The sequence below is a fragment of the Roseibium porphyridii genome, assembly GCF_026191725.2.
GTDB lineage: Bacteria > Pseudomonadota > Alphaproteobacteria > Rhizobiales > Stappiaceae > Roseibium > Roseibium porphyridii.
In genome coordinates, this window is the sequence record NZ_CP120863.1 from 2,152,841 (window position 1) to 2,170,302 (window position 17,462).

The 17,462-nt window shown below is 56.0% G+C and carries 14 protein-coding genes and 1 other RNA gene; 7 read left to right on the forward strand and 8 right to left on the reverse strand.

Going from position 1 to position 17,462, the window contains the following annotated elements:
• Positions 1–60: 60 nt before the first annotated feature.
• On the forward strand, positions 61–951 hold the full coding sequence (locus tag K1718_RS09950; protein ID WP_265684235.1) for a 50S ribosomal protein L11 methyltransferase: 891 nt from the start codon (positions 61–63) through the stop codon (positions 949–951).
• A 120-nt stretch (positions 952–1,071) separates the two neighbouring features.
• On the opposite strand, the gene K1718_RS09955 is transcribed toward K1718_RS09950, so the two are convergent.
• The gene (locus K1718_RS09955; protein ID WP_152500780.1) at positions 1,072–1,269 is read right to left on the reverse strand and encodes a hypothetical protein; all 198 of its coding nucleotides are present in this window, start codon (positions 1,267–1,269) and stop codon (positions 1,072–1,074) included.
• Positions 1,270–1,518: 249 nt separating this feature from the next.
• Here K1718_RS09955 and K1718_RS09960 point away from each other — a divergent pair, with 249 nt between their 5' ends.
• Both K1718_RS09960 and K1718_RS09965 read left to right on the forward strand, forming a co-directional pair.
• Positions 1,519–3,333: an aminopeptidase P family protein gene (locus tag K1718_RS09960; RefSeq protein ID WP_265684238.1), complete on the forward strand. Its 1,815-nt coding sequence runs from the start codon at positions 1,519–1,521 to the stop codon at positions 3,331–3,333.
• Between the two features lie 75 nt (positions 3,334–3,408).
• Positions 3,409–4,443 carry a phytanoyl-CoA dioxygenase family protein gene (locus K1718_RS09965; protein ID WP_265684240.1) on the forward strand — a complete coding sequence of 345 codons (1,035 nt, stop codon included), beginning with the start codon at positions 3,409–3,411 and terminating at the stop codon, positions 4,441–4,443.
• A gap of 20 nt (positions 4,444–4,463) precedes the next feature.
• On the opposite strand, the gene K1718_RS09970 is transcribed toward K1718_RS09965, so the two are convergent.
• Both K1718_RS09970 and K1718_RS09975 read right to left on the reverse strand, forming a co-directional pair.
• Positions 4,464–6,107, reverse strand: a complete 1,644-nt coding sequence (locus K1718_RS09970; RefSeq protein ID WP_265684243.1) for a chloride channel protein — start codon at positions 6,105–6,107, stop codon at positions 4,464–4,466.
• Positions 6,108–6,269: 162 nt separating this feature from the next.
• Positions 6,270–6,758: a thioesterase family protein gene (locus K1718_RS09975; RefSeq protein WP_265684245.1), complete on the reverse strand. Its 489-nt coding sequence runs from the start codon at positions 6,756–6,758 to the stop codon at positions 6,270–6,272.
• Positions 6,759–6,899: 141 nt separating this feature from the next.
• Here K1718_RS09975 and K1718_RS09980 point away from each other — a divergent pair, with 141 nt between their 5' ends.
• Both K1718_RS09980 and K1718_RS09985 read left to right on the forward strand, forming a co-directional pair.
• Positions 6,900–8,324, forward strand: a complete 1,425-nt coding sequence (locus K1718_RS09980; RefSeq protein ID WP_152500785.1) for an FAD-binding oxidoreductase — start codon at positions 6,900–6,902, stop codon at positions 8,322–8,324.
• A gap of 198 nt (positions 8,325–8,522) precedes the next feature.
• Positions 8,523–12,299 (forward strand): AsmA family protein, encoded by a 3,777-nt coding sequence (locus tag K1718_RS09985; RefSeq protein WP_285806068.1) that lies wholly within the window; start codon positions 8,523–8,525, stop codon positions 12,297–12,299.
• 7 nt (positions 12,300–12,306) lie between these two features.
• Here the strand turns inward: K1718_RS09985 and K1718_RS09990 are convergent, their stop codons facing one another.
• From K1718_RS09990 to ssrA, 4 genes are all read right to left on the reverse strand, one after another.
• Positions 12,307–12,525, reverse strand: a complete 219-nt coding sequence (locus K1718_RS09990) for a ribbon-helix-helix domain-containing protein (RefSeq protein WP_152500787.1) — start codon at positions 12,523–12,525, stop codon at positions 12,307–12,309.
• Between the two features lie 6 nt (positions 12,526–12,531).
• Positions 12,532–12,741: a DUF4169 family protein gene (locus tag K1718_RS09995; RefSeq protein WP_265684250.1), complete on the reverse strand. Its 210-nt coding sequence runs from the start codon at positions 12,739–12,741 to the stop codon at positions 12,532–12,534.
• Between the two features lie 17 nt (positions 12,742–12,758).
• The gene (locus tag K1718_RS10000; RefSeq protein ID WP_265684252.1) at positions 12,759–13,328 is read right to left on the reverse strand and encodes an SspB family protein; all 570 of its coding nucleotides are present in this window, start codon (positions 13,326–13,328) and stop codon (positions 12,759–12,761) included.
• A 175-nt stretch (positions 13,329–13,503) separates the two neighbouring features.
• Positions 13,504–13,876, reverse strand: a transfer-messenger RNA (tmRNA) gene (gene ssrA / locus K1718_RS10005).
• 147 nt (positions 13,877–14,023) lie between these two features.
• Here ssrA and K1718_RS10010 point away from each other — a divergent pair.
• The gene (locus K1718_RS10010) at positions 14,024–14,818 is read left to right on the forward strand and encodes a thymidylate synthase (RefSeq protein ID WP_265684254.1); all 795 of its coding nucleotides are present in this window, start codon (positions 14,024–14,026) and stop codon (positions 14,816–14,818) included.
• A 13-nt stretch (positions 14,819–14,831) separates the two neighbouring features.
• Here K1718_RS10010 and K1718_RS10015 read toward each other — a convergent pair whose 3' ends face one another.
• Positions 14,832–16,217: a multicopper oxidase family protein gene (locus K1718_RS10015; RefSeq protein WP_265684256.1), complete on the reverse strand. Its 1,386-nt coding sequence runs from the start codon at positions 16,215–16,217 to the stop codon at positions 14,832–14,834.
• Between the two features lie 170 nt (positions 16,218–16,387).
• Between K1718_RS10015 and K1718_RS10020 the strand changes: the two genes are divergently transcribed.
• Positions 16,388–17,461, forward strand: coding sequence for a serine hydrolase domain-containing protein (locus K1718_RS10020; RefSeq protein WP_265684258.1), 1,074 nt, complete (start codon positions 16,388–16,390; stop codon positions 17,459–17,461).
• Position 17,462 lies beyond the last annotated feature (1 nt).

Sequence of the window (17,462 nt, forward strand, 5' to 3'; positions counted from 1 at the left end):
TGAATGGCCGGGCCGCTATACCGCTGGCCTTGTGGCCATTTCAACAAGGCGTGAGCGAACATGAAAACCATTCGGGTGCAGATTACAGCCGAGGAACTGGAAGCCAAACGAATTTCTGACATTCTGGAACGTGCATTCGAGGATGAAGGCAATCCGGTGACGGTTTACGAGGCTTCGTCTGACGGGAGGGTCTGGGCAGCTGAGGTTCTGTTGTTTGAGGTTTCGCCCGAGGAAGCAGAGGCAACTGTTCGCGATCGCGTTGGTGCCGACGCATTTGCCGCTCCGCTTGAAGCTGAGGAACTGCCTGATATCAACTGGGTTGAAAAGAGCCTGGAAGGACTTAAGCCAGTTCGGGCCGGGCGGTTTCTGGTTCATGGAAGCCACGACCGGGACAAGGTCCTGCCGGGCGCTATCGGGCTGGAGATCGAGGCAGCTCTTGCGTTTGGAACCGGACATCACGGGACCACTGCAGGATGCCTGGAGGAAATTGATCGGCTGCTTTCACTGCGTGAGTATGACAGCATCCTGGATTTGGGCACCGGCACAGGCGTTCTTGCGATTGCTGCTGCATTGAAATCCAGACAAATCGTGCTGGCCACAGACATCGACCCGGTCGCTACCCAGACTGCTCTTCAAAACGCCCGTCTCAACGGCGCAAGTCATCTGGTCCGTGGGTTTACGGCAAACGGCATGGAGGACCGACGTTTCGGACTTTACGGTCCGTTCGACCTCGTGATTGCCAACATATTGGCGCGACCCTTGATGAAAATGGCCAAATCCATTGGGCAACAGATGACCCAAACAGCGACACTGGTCCTGTCCGGTCTTCGCGTGGAAGACGGGCCCAGGATCCTGTTCGCTTATCGATGCCAGGGATTTGTGCTGGACCGACGGCGTGAGAAAGATGGTTGGTTGACACTCACACTGGTGCGCGGCCGTAATTTGGCCTGAAGCGCATCGATATGCCTATTTTGGCCCCGTGAAACAACAAAAAAGCCCGCCGTGACAAACGGCGAGCTTTAGAATGTGCACAGTTCTCTATCTTGTCCTGAGCCCAAACCGGCAATCAGATCAGAAGCCAGTGGTCGTAGACCCTTCACGCTCAAGCTCATCACGGTCATAGCCGTGTGCAGCGAGCGTCGCGTCGTCGAGAGACAGCAGGTAACCGTTGACATAGCGGCGTGCCTGAACAGAGCGGGCCTCAACCATGCGATCGAATGCGCGGCGCATGAAGCCGTTGCGGGTGGATGTCGTCGTTTTCATGGTCATTTTCTCAATCCCATTTGGAGTTTTGAGAGCTTCCCTAGGGAGCCACGTCTTTCTTGTTGTGTTGATCCCTATATGCGCCTTTGCCGTTGAGTCTGGTAGGCCTGATTGCGCATGACTGCTCTGCGTCTCTCGCATATGCGAAATAGATGGTGCATCGCACTGTAGGTGCGATTTTCATTCTCGTTTGGGTGCTTGGGAGGAAAAATTATCTGGCTTGATCCCTAGCTGCGGGCAAATTACCGTGCCGCCATGTTTCAATCTTTTGAAGATCTCAGCGATCCTTCCTGCGGAGCGCCGCATGCGGCTCTCCTGCGGGCTGAACTTGGCCGTCTTGGCCTAGATGGCTTTTTGATACCGCGTGCCGACGCCCATCAGGGTGAATATGTGCCCCCACATGATTGCCGGCTTCAGTGGTTGACCGGATTTACAGGTTCGGCGGGAGTTGCAGCAGTACTCGATGATCAGGCAGCTATTTTCGTCGATGGTCGATACACTATCCAGGTGCGTGAGCAGGTCGATATGGCAGTGTTTCCGGCTGCACACTTGATTACCGATCCCGTCACGGCGTGGCTCGCATCCAGATTGAAGCCCGGGCAAAAACTTGGTGTCGACGCGATGCTTCATACGGTTCGTGAAGTGCGCCGGCTTCGGAAAGTCTGCGAGACTGCGGGCGCGGAGCTTGTGACGCTGGATGAAAATCCGATCGATGCGATCTGGATCGACCGACCGGAACCTCCGCTCGGTAAGGTAAAGCTTTATCCCCTGGAACTCGCCGGGAAGGCATCTGAGGGCAAAATTGCCGAAATTCAGGCAGCGCTTTCGGAAAAGAAGGCAGATGCCTGTGTGCTGACCCAGCCCGATTCAATCGCCTGGTTGCTGAATATCCGTGGCTCTGATGTCACTCACACGCCTTTGCCTTTGTCGTTCGCAACTGTTCCGTCAACCGGCAAACCGTCTCTTTATATCGACAGTCGCAAGCTTTCCAACTCGGTGCGCGATGCACTTTCCGAACTGACCGATCTGGCTGAACCCGGTGAGTTTATGGAAGGGCTCAAAGCGCTTGGCCGAGACGGCGCAAGCGTCATGATTGACCCATCGCTGGCAGGCATCGGCATTGCAGATGCAATAAGCGATGCCGGAGGATCCTTGATCGAAGCTCAGGACCCGGTGCTTTTGCCGAAGGCAGTCAAGAACGATGTGGAGCTGAAGGGTGCTCGCGAGGCCCATATCCGCGATGCTGCGGCCTATATCAAGTTCTTGTGCTGGTTCGACGAGGAAGCTCCGAAAGGCGAACTGGACGAAATTGGTGTTGCTGAAAAACTTGAGGAATTTCGGCGGGACACCGGTGTTCTGAAAGACATTTCCTTCGATACGATCTCCGGTGCCGGGCCGAATGGTGCCATTTGCCACTACAGGGTCAGCCATAGCAGCAACTTGAAAATTCCGATGGGAAAACCGTTCCTCATCGATTCTGGTGCGCAGTTCGAAGACGGAACAACCGATATCACCCGCACGCTTGCGGTGGGCGACGTTACGGCTGACATGAAAAGGCACTATACGCTCGTGCTGAAAGGCCATATCGCCATTTCGACCGCGCGTTTTCCGGAAGGGACGACCGGCGCTCAACTCGATACGCTCGCCAGGATCGATCTCTGGCAGGCCGGGCTCGATTTCGATCACGGCACGGGTCATGGGGTGGGGGCCTACCTCAGTGTCCATGAAGGACCACAGCGCATCGCCAAGACGGGCACAGCCCCTTTGAAGCCAGGTATGATCCTGTCGAACGAACCTGGTTATTACCCGGCTGGAGAATACGGTATCCGGATTGAAAACCTGGAGATCGTTACCGAAGCACGGGACATAGCCGGAGGTGAGCGACCGATGCTGGGGTTTGAAACGATCACCTTGGTCCCGATGGACCTTCGACTGGTGGATGTTACCCTCTTGACCGACAAGGAGCGCTCTTGGCTGAACCGCTATCATGATCGTGTGCGTGGCGAGATAGGCCCATTGGTGGGGGCAAAAGAACGCATCTGGCTGGAACAAGCCACAAAGACAATCTAGTATTGCCGGAGCCAGAGAAATCCGGCTTCGTTTCGAAAATTATTTAATTGCAGTTTGCTATCGATAGGTGACCTCGTGCGCGCCGCAGAAATACTGAAGATGCCTTATTACGCCGCGGCTTTGGCAACCGGGGCGAAATCGTTTCGTGACAATCCGATCATAGGCAGCCGACGCCTGAATGAGGCCGGGCTTCACGTGCGCCGTATCAAACTTGCGGAAAAGCTGGCGGATTTTCGTCGACGCCAACTCAAACATTTGCTGCCAGAAGAAGACCGGATCGCTTATGAGCGCGATGGTTTCATAGCAAAGCCAGGGCTTTTAACGGATGATGAACTTGCGGGCATTCGGCAGGAAGTCGAGACGACGCGCTTCCATGCATGGGATATGCGTCAAGGCAATGCTGTAACGCGTTTTATTCCGCTGCCACCGAATGTTTTGAAAGACCTTCCGTTTCTGAAAGCGCTTGTGTGGAGCAAGTCGTTTCAGAACGGCCTGCGGTATCTGGCTTCCACCAATGGGGATCCGTTGGTCTATCTTCATATCGTGATGACCGACCCGGACAGCAAAAAGCGTGCTGATCCGCAAACGGCTTTTCATTCCGATACATTCCATCAGACCGCCAAATCCTGGTTTTTTCTCTACGATATTGACGATGCGGAAGGGCCATTCACCTATATTCCGGGGTCTCATCGTCTTACCAAAGAACGGTTGAATTGGGAGCGAGAGCAAAGCCTGGTCGCAGCGCATGCCACAAACCGACATCACGCTGGTGGTTCACTACGACTAGAAGGTTCGAATGTGGAACAATTGGGGTACCGACAGCCTGTTCGGTTCGCGGTTCCGGGAAATACGCTCGTCGTGGCTGATACGCACGGTTTTCATGCGCGGGCATCGAGTGACCGTCCCTCAGTAAGGGTCGGTATTTATGGTTCCTTGCGTCGCAATCCGTTCCTTCCCTGGGCAGGTCTTGATCCGCTCAATCTGCCGGGTATTCGAGGACAACAGGCTCGACTGTTTGTTGCCATGAAAGATCGAGAGGCACGGAAGAACGGGCGCGCCTCACATATGTATGCCGGTAAGGTTCTGCCAACGGAACCGCCAGCGTCTTAAGAATCTGGCACGTCCAAGTGTCAGTTGTGCTCTTCCTTCGTGGCCTTGATCAACGCGGCGTTGAAATAGCGCAGGCCTCTCACGTGCCGGGCCGTACCAATAACCTTGGTGGCATCGCCCTTGCGCACCACTGGGAGTGCCGCCTTGCCGCAGGAATCAAAGCTTTTCAGGGCACTTTCCAGCGAATCCGTGTCGTGTAGATAGGGACCGTCTTCACCTGGATTGAAAATACGCTCTTCTTCCTTTTCCGGAGGCGGATCCATGAAGTCGCGAACCTTTACGGTCTCACTCAGGAACTGGTGAACGCCTTCGTTCACGAAGCAGCCGCGCATCCCCAATTGCCAATGAAAATAGGATTTGCCGTGAACGGCCTGCGTCAGTCCGGTTGATATCGAAACTGCAAGCAGCAAGGCTATGGAGAGGGCATAACCACCGGTCAGCTCGAACACGATCACTGTTGTTGAAAATGGCGCTCCAAGCACCGCAGCAGCAACTGCTCCCATGCCAAGGATCGCATATAGACCATGGCTGGACGCCATTTCCGGAAAAGCGGAGGCTGCGATCAGTCCAAAGGCGCCACCTGTCATGGCGCCTAGATAGAGGGACGGCGAAAATATGCCGCCGCCGAACCGGGAGGCAAGGGTGATGGCTGTTGCGGCGGTCTTGACCACAAGAAGCGTGAGCATGGTCTGAATTGTCAGCTCGTGTTTCAGAGCAAGGTCGGTCGCCTCATATCCAACGCCGAGAACTTCCGGAAAGAAGATGCCAATTGCACCGACAGCCAGACCGCCAAGCACCGGACGGAACCACAACGGCATTGAGATGTTACGTGCGGTCCAGTCCGTGCCAATCAATGCGAATTGAAATGCGATAGCCACGGCTGCACAAGTCAGCCCCAGAAGAGCGAACGCGGGGATCTCCAGATAAGAGGAAATCTCATATTGGGGAATTTCAAACGCGGCGACATTCCCGAACCAGAGCCGGGATAGCAACGTCCCAACCACCGATGCCAGAACAATGGGTACGAAGGCCGAAACAGCGTAGTGGCCGAGTACAACTTCATGGGCGAACAAAACGCCGGCAATGGGAGCGTTGAACGACGCAGAGACGCCGCTGGCGACCGCGCAGGCCAGCATCACGCGTCGTCCGGCGTCCGGCAGATTGAAGAAATTGCAAACAGCAGTGCCGAGCGTTGCGCCCAGATGAACAACAGGTCCTTCGCGTCCGGCGCTTGCGCCGCCTCCGAGAGAAATGGCTGTGACAACCGCGGACCAGAGGCCTGCGCTGAGTGGCAAGCCCCGCCCGCCATGCGCACGTGCCTCAATCACGTCAGCCACGCCCCCTGCGCGCTGTTGAGGGTGGAAACGATGAAGGATCCAACCAACAAGCAGTCCCGCGAACGCCGGTGCCAGCAAGATGACCCACCAGGGTTGTTGCCGTGCTGCCTGAATGGTCAACTCGGTAACCGTTCCAAGCCAAGGCCATTGGATCAACCCGATTGCCGTCCGAAAGGCAATTGCAGCAAAAGCCACCAACGCGCCGACGGCAATAGCCAAGAACCAGATGAGAGGGAGTTTGTTGCCGCGAAACTGGCGCAGGTTTGGAGTTATCCAGCTGATGAGGATTTTGGGAAGCTGACCGGCTGTTTCTATTATTTTACGCATCAGTCATGGCACATGGAGCGGAATTCCTGCTTTTGCGCATTTTGCCCGAGTCGCAGCAAATAACTAGTCGCCCGACGACACTTTGAACGTTAAATCGCGTCACAAAACTTCAATTTTGAGAAAAGGTTGCCTCGAGAGCGATATCCTGATGCTTGGCAGACCTCATTTCGCAATTTCAATGCGTCTACCGCTGCGCTCCGGTCGCGGCAGGTTTTCATGGGCCTTGGCAAGACCTGCCAGGTTCTGAAAGACGTCTTTTGGCCAATTAGCAACCCTTCTGGCCGACAAGTCTACATGGAGGCTCATCTGTTCCATGGTGGCTGACAGCCAGTTCTCATCTGCGTTCCAGAGTTCCTGATAAAAGTGGGCACGCTTGTTGTCGAAGTCGATCAGCTGAAGTGTTGCTGTCACGGGCATCCCGGCACTGAGTTCGCGCAGATAACAAACGTGAGTTTCAGCTGTGAAAAATGAGGCGTTTCTTGTTTTCGCGTAGTCGGGGCCAAGGCCCAGCCCAAGGAAGATTTCATCAACGGCTCTGTCGAACAAAACGTTGTAGTAAGCCATGTTCAGATGACCGTTGTAGTCGATCCAGTCTTCCTGGACGAACATGACGTCGCTCCTGATCGGATGTTGTTCCCATTCCACCGTCATTGTCAGCACCTTTATCCACTTCGCCACATACAGTGTCTTAACACGCAACTTCCACTTTGACCTTTTGGGGATCTGCTCACATATTCTGCGTTAGCAAGCAGGGCGACCGCCAACAACCCTGACCCGTGGAGGATGGAATAAATGTCTGATTTGGCAACCGCATTGGATGACGTGCAAGACGCCAGTCAGCCTGAACGTTTCAGTACGGCACTGTCGCAACTGAGCGATCTTTTCGGTGAGCGGTTTTCAACTTCGCATGCGCTTCGAGAGCAGCATGCCCACACAACGACTTGGCTGAAAAACCAGCCACCCGATGCGGTCATCTTCGCCCTGTCGACGGAAGAAGTTGCGAAGGCAGTCCGGATTTGCTCAGCGCATCAGGTCCCGATTATCCCCTTCGGCACGGGATCGTCGTTGGAAGGCCATGTCAACGCGCCGTCCGGCGGCGTCTCGATCGACCTCTCCAGGATGGACAAGGTACTGGAAGTCAATAGCGAGGACCTGGATTGCCGGGTTGAAGCGGGCGTCACGCGCAAGACATTGAACAGCTTCATCCGAGATACGGGATTGTTTTTTCCAATTGATCCTGGCGCGGATGCGAGCCTTGGCGGCATGGCGGCAACGCGTGCATCCGGGACAAACGCGGTCCGCTATGGGACGATGAAAGACGCAGTCCTTGGCTTGACGGTCGTGACTGCGGACGGTCGAATTATTCGCACTGGTGGACGCGCGCGAAAGTCTTCTGCCGGCTACGATCTAACCCGGCTTTTCGTTGGGTCGGAGGGAACGCTCGGGATCATTACGGAGCTAACGCTCCGACTGCACGGTCAACCCGAAGCGATTTCAGGCGGTGTCTGTCCTTTCCCTGACGTCCAGTCTGCATGCAATGCGGTTATCGCGACAATTCAGATGGGCTTGCCTGTTGCACGGATCGAACTGATGGACAGTCTTCAGGTGAAGGCCTGCAACGCGTATTCGAAGCTTGAGTTGGCCGAGACGCCGACATTGTTTCTTGAATTCCATGGATCTGAAGCCAGCGTTCGGGAACAATCCGAGACCTTTTCAGCCATTGCTGAGGAAATGGGCGGGGGCCCGTTTGACTGGGCCACGCTTGCCGAGGACAGGTCAAAGCTCTGGGCAGCGCGTCATGACGCATATTGGGCAGGCAAGTCGTTGAAGCCAGATGCACAGATCATGGTGACGGACGTTTGCGTGCCGATCTCCCGGCTTGCCGATTGCGTTTCCGCAACAGCAGAAGATATCCGTTCTGAAGGGTTTCTGGCCCCCATCGTTGGTCATGTCGGCGATGGCAACTTTCATGTTCAGATCCTGGTCAATCTCGATGATCCAGAGGAAAAGCGCAGGACGGAAGCATTCGTGGAACGCCTCGCCATTCGTGCCATCGATATGGGGGGAACCTGTACTGGTGAACACGGTGTTGGCCAGGGCAAGCAGAAGTACCTGCGCCGGGAGCATGGCGAAGCACTTGATGTGATGCAGGCCTTAAAACAGGCGCTTGATCCGGGCAATGTTATGAATCCGGGCAAGATACTGCCGCAGTCGTGATATTGTATCGAATCAGATCGCTAAGCTTCGGTGGCCAATTGCGGTTGCCCGCCGGAGCACAGACAGTTTTATGTTACTGTGTTTGCAGTGCAGCACAGATAGGCTAAATCTATCCCGCATGACTTACGGTGACCCGGGAGCACAAGGAGACAAGGCCTGAACTCCGTCTATATCACATTGGGAATTACCGTCATTCTGGTGCTGGTTGCCGCACTGGTAGGGCCGTTTTTTGTCGACTGGACCAACTATCGTTCCACTTTTGAGACCTATGCAGAGCGTGCATTGGGCCACAGGGTAACGGTGCTCGGCGAGGCGGATCTGCGTTTGCTTCCGGCGCCGTCCATCAGTTTTTCCGATGTTCGCGTCGGTGAGGCAGAAGATCCGCTTCTCGTTGTGTCGCAATTCAATGTTCGGATCGAATTGCCGCCGCTTCTGAAAGGCGAGATCCGCGTTCTTGACATGGAGCTCGACCGTCCGCACTTGACGCTTTCTCTCGACGAAGGTGGCCGACTGGACTGGCTGACGGCAATCACCTCCAGCGGGGCATTGTCCAAACTGCCGCCAGAAGACATCGCCTTTGAAAAAGTGACTGTACGCGACGGTGCTCTCTCGGTGATTGACGCCCGCTCCGGAGAGACCCACAGGATCGACAATGGCAATCTTGCCGTAAGTGCCCGCTCTCTGGCTGGTCCATTCAAAGCGGCAGGAAGTCTTTCGATCAACGGTGCACCATACAATATCAGCCTTGCAACCGGACGTGCCCAGCAAGACACGGGCCTGCGGATCAAGGGTGAAGTGACACCAACAAACCGCCCGGTGAATTTCTCTTTCGACGGGATGCTCAACGAGGTGGATGCTGCCCCTGCCTTCGGCGGTCGCTTCAATATCGCATCCGTTCCGATGGAGGAAAACGACCGGAATATCTGGCAGGCAGAAGGTGAATTCACTGCGGACATCGCAGAAGTTGCCATTCCTGCGTTCGAGTTTCGCTATGGTCCTGAAGACAATCGCCTGGGCATGACCGGCAGCGCCGATCTTGTCTATGCAGGCGATAAACGCTTTGAAGTGCGCACCAAGTCCAAACAGGTTGATCTTGACAGGCTGCTGGGCGGCGGACCGCAGTCTCCTGTTGAGCTGGAGACTGCCAGCCGGCAGTTGGTCGCCGCGCTGCGGGCCGTACCGCTGCCTCCGATCGACGGTGCCCTTTCAATGGATGTGCCGGCCGTGGTGGCCGGTGGCGGCATCATCCAAAACGTACGTCTTGATCTTGAAACCATGTTGGGTGGCTGGCGCGTTGCCCGACTGGCAGGGCGGTTGCCAGGGCGTACTCTGGTCGCGACACAGGGTGACCTTGGTCTCGACCCGGAGCTGACCTATCGCGGCGCTGTTTCTGTCAGCTCAGAGCAGCCCGGCGCATTTTTGAGCTGGTGGCGCCAAAGAGATACCGGCGTGACGGCCATTGATCCTGTCTCGTTGGAGGGGCGGCTGAATCTGGTGCCAGAAGGAGCCGCACTGGACAATCTCAGGCTGACGCTTTCAGGCTCAGAGGCACGCGGTGGTCTCGCCTATCGGAAGCCGAGAAACGGAAATTCAGTTTTCTCTCTCAGCCTCGATGCCGAGCGGCTCGACCTGGACCAGATCGAAAGTCTGGCAGGTCTATTGCGCCCGGAGCGCGATGCGTCAGGCAAGACGGAAGACCCGGAAGGTTTCGACGTTTCCCTGAGATTGCGAGCCAAGGAAGTGGTCGCCCGCGGTGTCGAGGGTGAGGGCGTTGCCTTGGAAGCAGAGTATTCCGATGGCGGCGTCCGGATTGACAGGCTGTTTGCGGACGATCTCGCAGGTGCGCGCTTTGATGTTGAAGGCCGGATCGACAATCTGTTCTCCGCTCCAGATGGCGCCGTCACCGGAACGCTTGATGCGCGTGACCTGTCAGGTCTTGTTGCACTGACCGGGAGCCTTCTGCCTGAAACGGCCTTTGCAGAGCGGCTTGAAAAAGCCGCAAGCAGTCTGGTTCCGGCAAAGTTCGACGGTGAACTCAAGGCGGCTGCGGCAGGGGACGGGACGGATATGACCCTTCGCCTTGAAGGTGCAGCAGGAGGTGCTGAGACCACAATCGACGCGGAGCTGAAAGGTCGGGTCGACACTTGGCAGAATGCAGAAGTCAATCTGTCCGTTTCCATGCTTGGCCCTGACGGTAGCAAGTTGCTCCAGCAACTGGGTTTCGATGTCATTCCAGTTGAAACCAGTGGTAATGGGCAATTGTCTCTGAGTGCCAAGGGCGTTCCGGAAGAGGGGCTGGAAGTCGATGTCGCTGCACAGGTCGGTACTTCGGAATTGACCTCTGAGGGCACGGTAACGCTGAAGAAGGACGCCGATCCTGACTTCCGCTTCAGGGTCGGTGCGAAAACCTCCGACCTGGCGCCGCTTGCGCTGATGGCCGGACGCGTCTTGCCAATTATGACGGGAACAATTCCGGCACAATTGGATCTTGAAATTGAAGGTGTCGGAACAGCTCTTGCGCTGACCAAAGCCTCAGGAAAGATCGGGGAGACGCAGTTCGAGGGACGACTTGAAGGTGATATGGAGCCCGCACCGGGTGAACGGAACCGCCGTTTTGACGGAGAACTTACGCTCAACCAGGTTGATCTTCGCGGTTTGAGCGAGTTAGTTCTTGGACCTGATCAATGGTTTTCCGCCGGAGACGGATCAAGCATTTGGCCGACCGCTCCTTTCGGCACTCCCTTGCTTGAAGGGTTTGACCTGACGCTTGGCCTCCAGGCCGATCGAATGATCATTGATGAAACGCTCGAGATTTCCAACCCGAACGCGGAACTCAGACTGACCCCGGTGATGATGCGTCTCGACGGTCTGAACGGTGTCTTCGCGGGTGGGGCACTGACCAGCAGCCTTTCGTTGCGCAGGTCAGAGGCCGAAGCTGCAATTTCGGGGCGGCTGAAACTCGACAACGGCGACTTGCGGCAGGTTGTCTGGCGTCCGGGCGACCGGGCAGTGGCCTCTGGCACGCTAGATCTTTTCCTGGAATTTGAAGGCGCTGGGCGATCCATTTCGGCGATTGTCACGGGACTGAGCGGTGGCGGCACATTTGCGCTTGAAGACGGTGATTTCCGCAGCTTGAGCCCGCAGGCGTTCCCACTCGTGACGCGCGCTGTCGATGCGGGTCTGGACCTGCAGGATGACAGGATTCGCGAAGTCTTCGTAAGCCATATGTCTGCCGGGAACCTGCCATTCGAACGTGTTGATGGCACTCTGACGCTTGTTGGTGGCCGGCTGAGCGCCCGAAATGTGGTTGTGGATTCGCAGCGTGCTGAAATATTCGGGTCGGCAGAAGTTGATCTTGGAACGAACGAACTCGACGCGGACTTCTCAGTGAAGGTCGACCCGGGTGAGAATGCCGTGACAGGGGCAGAGCCGCAGGTCGGTCTGTTGTTTGAGGGCGCTTTGGATGCGCCGTCCCGGCGCGTCGATATCGCGCCCTTTACCGCCTATCTGACCTTGAGAGCCTTTGAGCAGGAAGTTGAGAGGGTCGAAAAGCTCCAGGCGGAAATCATGGAGCGTGACCGGCTTGTTCGAGAGCTGAAGCAGCAAAGAGAAGCGCAAGCACGGCGTGAAAGACTGGCGGCCGAAGCCGCCGCGCTTGCCGCCGAAGAAGAACGACTGCGCCTGGAACGGGAACAATCCGGTGATACCGGTCAGGACAATTCAGCGGCACCACAGGAAGCTGCACCTGCGCCCAGCAGGCAAAGTACTGCAGCGCCGACCGAATCCCAGGAGCCGTTCGCTGAGCGCATCCGGGCAGTGTTGGGCTCCGATGCATTAGCGCCGGTGCCGCCGCCGGCTTCAGCGCCGGCTGCCAAGCCGACGAACGCTCTGCCACCGCTCGATCCTCCGGTTTCCATCGAGGACCTGATCACACGTGATGTCGGCGCGCCGCTTGTTCTTCCCGGCGCACGCTAGTGCAGCTTTAATCCATTGCTGACCGGATCTGTTTCAGGACCCAGACCCTGACTGCAGAAGACAGTGGGTCTTCGGGATCGCGATTGTCGTCAATTTCAGCGATAAGTCCTGCGAGCGACCGTCTTTCGGCTTGGGTTTTCTCATCCACCACTTCCCAGAACTCGGGCTCCAGCGCCAGACTGGTGCGGTGGCCATGCAGGGTGAGGGAGCGTTTGAGCAGCGCCATGTCTTGTCAAACGTCATGGTCCTCGTCAGAAGGCTTCACGCCTTCCAAACGATGACCTTCAATCTTTGTCTCGAGATTTTCGCGGCGTTGTCGGGCAGCGTCGCGCTCTGTCTTGGACCGTCCAAACTTGCGCCGGTTGTCTTCGGCCGCCTTGTCTTTGTCCTGCCGGTTTTTCTGTTTGCGCGCCATGCGCAGATTGATGATCTCCGCGCTCATAAGGTCGGCTCCGAACGTCAGGTCTTCTTGCGGAAGGCATCCAGTGAAACGACTTCCCCACCACCATCGCCAGTGGGGATGGCAACGGGTTTGTCATCGCTGACACCGTCCTGTGTGGCAGATTCAACCGAGCTTGGGTCGATCTTTTCTTCGCCGTCTTCGTGTTCCTGTTCGACCTTGGCCAATTCCTCGACCGCTTCGAGGAGTTCTTCTGGCAGTTCTTCCGCTGTCTTGCCTGGATCGAATTCAAGCGCGAACTGGACGGATGGATCGAAAAAGCCCTTGATGGCTGAGAACGGCACCAGAAGTTTCTCCGGTACACCGCCAAAGGAGAGACCGACTTCGAACGCGTGTTCGCCAATCGCCAGATCCCAGAACTGGTGCTGAAGCACAATCGTCATTTCCTGCGGATAGCGTTCTTTGAGACGCTGGGAAATTCTGACACCTGGCGCGTTGGTGTCGAAGGCGATGTAAAAATGATGTTCCCCGGGCAGGCCGGTGCGTCCGACTTCGGCCAGTATCTTTTTGACGGCGCTGCGCAGCGCGTCCTGGATCAAAATGTCGTATCGCAGAAGGTCTTCAGACATCAGTTTTCGTCGAATCTCGCTGGAAATATCATCTAACAACAGCACTTTGACGGTCCGAGATCAAAAAGAAAAGGCTCTTTTCAAAGTGAACCCAGATTAATCCGCCTCTCCCGATGATGTTATCAGGCTTCACCTTCGAAGGCAGGTCAATCAATCAACAAAGTTGGGAAAATCAAGTGGAGGCTTCTGTTGCCAGGTGCCTCCGAACCCCGCCTACCGGTGCTAATCCAGCAGGGCTTTAAAGGACTACTGGAACTGCATTACGCAGCTACAGCGTTGTCCATAGCATAGTTGTCGTTTGCAACTATTAAGACAGCCCGATAACGGTGGTACAATGCCGAGCAAAAGAACAGTCTTTACGCCCTCGTCGATCCTATTTCGCCCCCGCCGAAACTCATGAGAATTCAGATCGTTAAGCCTCATGAGCTTGGGTGGAGGCGCCGGGTACCGCCCCCGGGTCCGATAGGTTTATTGCACTGACAGTTTATTGCCATAGCTGGCGAACCAGCCCCTTTGATATAGGGACTCCGGTTCTGAAATGAAAGGGTTTTTGCCGGTTCGAAACTGCTTTGCCGGGAAAGCTCGTCCACAGATCGATCGGGAATTGGGGAAAGTCGGACCTAAGGGGTGCGATTTCCTGAGAATCTGCCAAGTTAGCGCTGACCAGCCGAATTTGGGTTATCGAGGGCCAAGCTTTGCAGGAATATCACGATCTTCTGGCGAAAATTCTGGAAGAAGGTGTTGACCGGGGTGATCGAACCGGAACCGGAACACGTTCGATTTTCGGATACCAAATGCGCTTCGATCTCTCACTTGGCTTTCCGCTGGTCACCACCAAGAAGCTTCATTTGAGATCGATCATTCACGAGCTCCTCTGGTTTTTGGCAGGTGACACGAATATCCGTTATCTGAAAGAGAACGGTGTGAAGATTTGGGATGACTGGGCAGACGAGAACGGAGAACTCGGTCCGGTTTATGGCTATCAATGGCGCTCATGGCCGGCCCCGAACGGGCGCTCTATCGACCAGATTGCCAATCTGCTCACCATGATCCGCACCAATCCGGAGAGTCGTCGTCTGATCGTGTCAGCCTGGAATCCGGCACTCGTCGATGAAATGGCGTTGCCGCCGTGTCACTCGCTGTTTCAGTTCTATGTGGCGGACGGAAAACTGTCCTGCCAGCTCTATCAGCGTTCAGCCGATGTTTTCCTCGGCGTGCCATTCAACATCGCTTCCTATGCGTTGCTGACCATGATGGTGGCTCAGGTCACCGGGCTGAAGCCTGGGGATTTTGTACACACTTTCGGCGATGCGCATCTTTATTCAAACCACTTCGAACAGGCACGTGAGCAATTGAAGCGGTCACCGCGTGCGTTGCCGGAAATGAAGATAAACCCGGACGTTGCAGATCTTTTTGCTTTCAAGTTCGAAGATTTCGAGCTCACAGGTTACGATCCGCATCCGCATATTGCCGCGCCGATCGCGGTTTAGTGCCGAGCCAGGTTCAAGTCACCTCAAACCATGTCATCATGCCCGATGCCGCATGGCCGAGCATGTGGCAGTGGATCAGCCACTTGCCCGGATTGTCGGCAACGAATGCGATCTTTACCTGCTCATTTGGTTCGCTTGTGAACGTGTCGCGCCAGTCCTGATGGACCAGTTCACGGCCATTGCGTTCAAGAACTCGGAAGTGGTGACCGTGAATGTGCATGGCGTGGGGAAAGCTGGTTTCATTGAGACTGTCCAATACGACCGTCTGACCGCGCTTTACGGTGACCATAGGCTGCTCCGACATGCCGGCCGTATCATTGAGTGTCCAGAATTGCCCCTCGGACATCATCTGTCGCAGATCGTCTTCCGAACGTGTCCGCATCAGAGCGCGCATACCACCCATGGCACCGCCTGCCATATCAAGCGGCAACTTCAGCGCGTTTTCCAGGTCAGGTTCAGGCAATGTGTTCTTTGGTGGCAGCTTGAGATTGGCTGAACCCGGATTGGCGTCTTCAACGACAAAATTTGCGAAAGTGAAAGCTTGGCCCGTCATCAACTCGAAGGGGAGCGTTTCACTCGTCTCTGGTTTCAAGATCAAATCCATCCGCTGCGCAGGAGACAACTGCACAAGGTCGTCAATTTCTCTCGGGGCATCGAATAGCTGACCATCGAGCCCGATCAGTCTAGCGCCGAAGCGGGCAGGGGCAAGGTCCAGGATACGGGATGCTGAGCTGTTGATCAGTCTTAGACGGTGCCAATGTCCCTTCTTCAATCGGATGTCGGGGAGCGAGTTTCCGTTAACGGTCAGCCAATTGCCCAGGCGACCTGCATGGGAAAAGTCGTGGCGCGCCCCAAAACTGTTTGTGTCGAGGCGGCCGTCTTCGTCCAGCCGCCAGTCGCTCAGCATCATCGTGATGTCACAGTCAGGATCGAAGGCAGGAGTTTCGTCTGCGACGATGAGTGGTCCGGCAAGACCACGCGGAACCTGGTTCCAGCTCATGTTGTGGGCGTGATACCAATAGGTGCCAGAATCCGGCGCCACAAAATCGTAGTCGAAGCTCTCGCCCGGCGCGACAGCGTCCTGCGTCAGTCCTGCAACGCCGTCCATGGCGTTGTCGATACGAATACCGTGCCAATGGACCGAAGTTGGCGTATCCAGTGTGTTGACGAAGCGCACTTTCACACGCTCGCCGCGCTTGACCCGGATTTCTGGACCGGGAAGGCGATCATTATAGAGCCACAGTTCTGAAAGTTCGTCATCGTCGCCAAAAAGGCGACGGCTGCCTTTTGCAGCCGTCAGCTCGAAATACCCGTCCGCTGTCGCGGCAAGCGAAAATCGCGGCAACATTGCTGCGGTTGCTCCGGTAAGTGACCCATTCAGGAAAGTTCTGCGATCCAATTTCAGTGTTCTCCGCGTGGACTTGTTCCCCTGTCGCTTCAAACAGTGGCGGCTCCAGTGAGGGGAAGGTCAAGGTGCCGGTCCTGGCACTACATTAGGCGTCACAGAATGCTCGCTTTTCGGGCTGAAACTTTGCGTTTCCAAGTTGCTTTTTCCAGGGGATTTTAAAAATGAATTTTCAGAACGGCCTTTCTTTGTCGCCCCATGCGCTGATTGCCGAAGAGCGTGGCTTCGATCCGATGATTGGACGAAAACTACAGGCGGGTGAGGAAGCCGGTTTGTTGCCCTTCTTGCATTGCGTACTTGCAGAGAGGGGTGGTCAGACGGTTCTGGAGAGCTATGGCAAAGGCACCGATGAAAACTGGGGCCGGCCTCTCGGTGAGGTCGCATTCGACGCGGGTACGCTTCATGATTTGAGATCCGTCTCGAAAAGCATCGTCAGCCTGCTGTACGGCATCGCCCTGGAACGGGGGGATGTGCCGCGGTTGGACACACCGATACTCGACTTGTTTCCAGACTATCAGGATCTTGCGCGAGAGCCTGAACGAAAGCTGCGGACCATCGAACATGCTTTCACCATGACGCTTGGAATGGAATGGGATGAAGCACGTCCCTATACAGACCCGGAGAACAGTGAGATTGCGATGGAAATGGCGCCGGACCGATTTCGCTATGTTCTTGAGCGCCCCCTCGTGGCCGAGCCGGGAACGCGCTGGGTCTATAGCGGTGGCGCAACCGCATTGATTGGTGAGATTCTGCAACGGGGAACAGGCAAGACTTTGCCTGACTTTGCCAATGAAACGCTGTTCAGACCACTCGGCATAAATCGGTTCGAATGGAATGCGGGTAAGGACGGGACACATTCTCCGGCCTCCGGATTGAGGCTCACGGCACCGGACCTCCTGAAAATCGGCCGGATGGTGCTCAACAACGGTGTTTACGAGGGCCGCCGTGTTATCCCGGAGGCTTGGCTCAATGCCTCGCTGCGCCCAGTCGTGGCAACAAGCGAAGGGCTGGATTATGGGTACTTCTGGTTCTGTGGGCAGGCACCGGTTGCCGCTCTAGGTGGTCCAACACCTTGGTTTGCCGGTTTCGGCAATGGCGGTCAGCGCTTGTTCCTCTGCCCAAAAGCGGACATTGCGGCGGTCGTCTTTTCAGGAAACTACAACAATTGGATGGCGTGGATCCCGCCCACACGCGTGTGGAGCGAAATCATCCTCGCCAATTTACGGAAGGCCGCGTGAA

What these genes read in the sequence shown, in the direction of transcription:
- K1718_RS09975 (WP_265684245.1), bottom strand. Translation starts at nt 6,758, where the DNA reads ATGACGGTGGAATGGGAACAACATCCGATCAGGAGCGACGTCATGTTC.
- K1718_RS10000 (WP_265684252.1), bottom strand. Translation starts at nt 13,328, where the DNA reads ATGTCTGAAGACCTTCTGCGATACGACATTTTGATCCAGGACGCGCTG.
- K1718_RS09980 (WP_152500785.1), top strand. Translation starts at nt 6,900, where the DNA reads ATGTCTGATTTGGCAACCGCATTGGATGACGTGCAAGACGCCAGTCAG.
- K1718_RS10020 (WP_265684258.1), top strand. Translation starts at nt 16,388, where the DNA reads ATGAATTTTCAGAACGGCCTTTCTTTGTCGCCCCATGCGCTGATTGCC.
- K1718_RS09990 (WP_152500787.1), bottom strand. Translation starts at nt 12,525, where the DNA reads ATGGCGCTGCTCAAACGCTCCCTCACCCTGCATGGCCACCGCACCAGT.
- K1718_RS09950 (WP_265684235.1), top strand. Translation starts at nt 61, where the DNA reads ATGAAAACCATTCGGGTGCAGATTACAGCCGAGGAACTGGAAGCCAAA.
- K1718_RS09995 (WP_265684250.1), bottom strand. Translation starts at nt 12,741, where the DNA reads ATGAGCGCGGAGATCATCAATCTGCGCATGGCGCGCAAACAGAAAAAC.
- K1718_RS09970 (WP_265684243.1), bottom strand. Translation starts at nt 6,107, where the DNA reads ATGCGTAAAATAATAGAAACAGCCGGTCAGCTTCCCAAAATCCTCATC.
- K1718_RS09960 (WP_265684238.1), top strand. Translation starts at nt 1,519, where the DNA reads ATGTTTCAATCTTTTGAAGATCTCAGCGATCCTTCCTGCGGAGCGCCG.
- K1718_RS09955 (WP_152500780.1), bottom strand. Translation starts at nt 1,269, where the DNA reads ATGACCATGAAAACGACGACATCCACCCGCAACGGCTTCATGCGCCGC.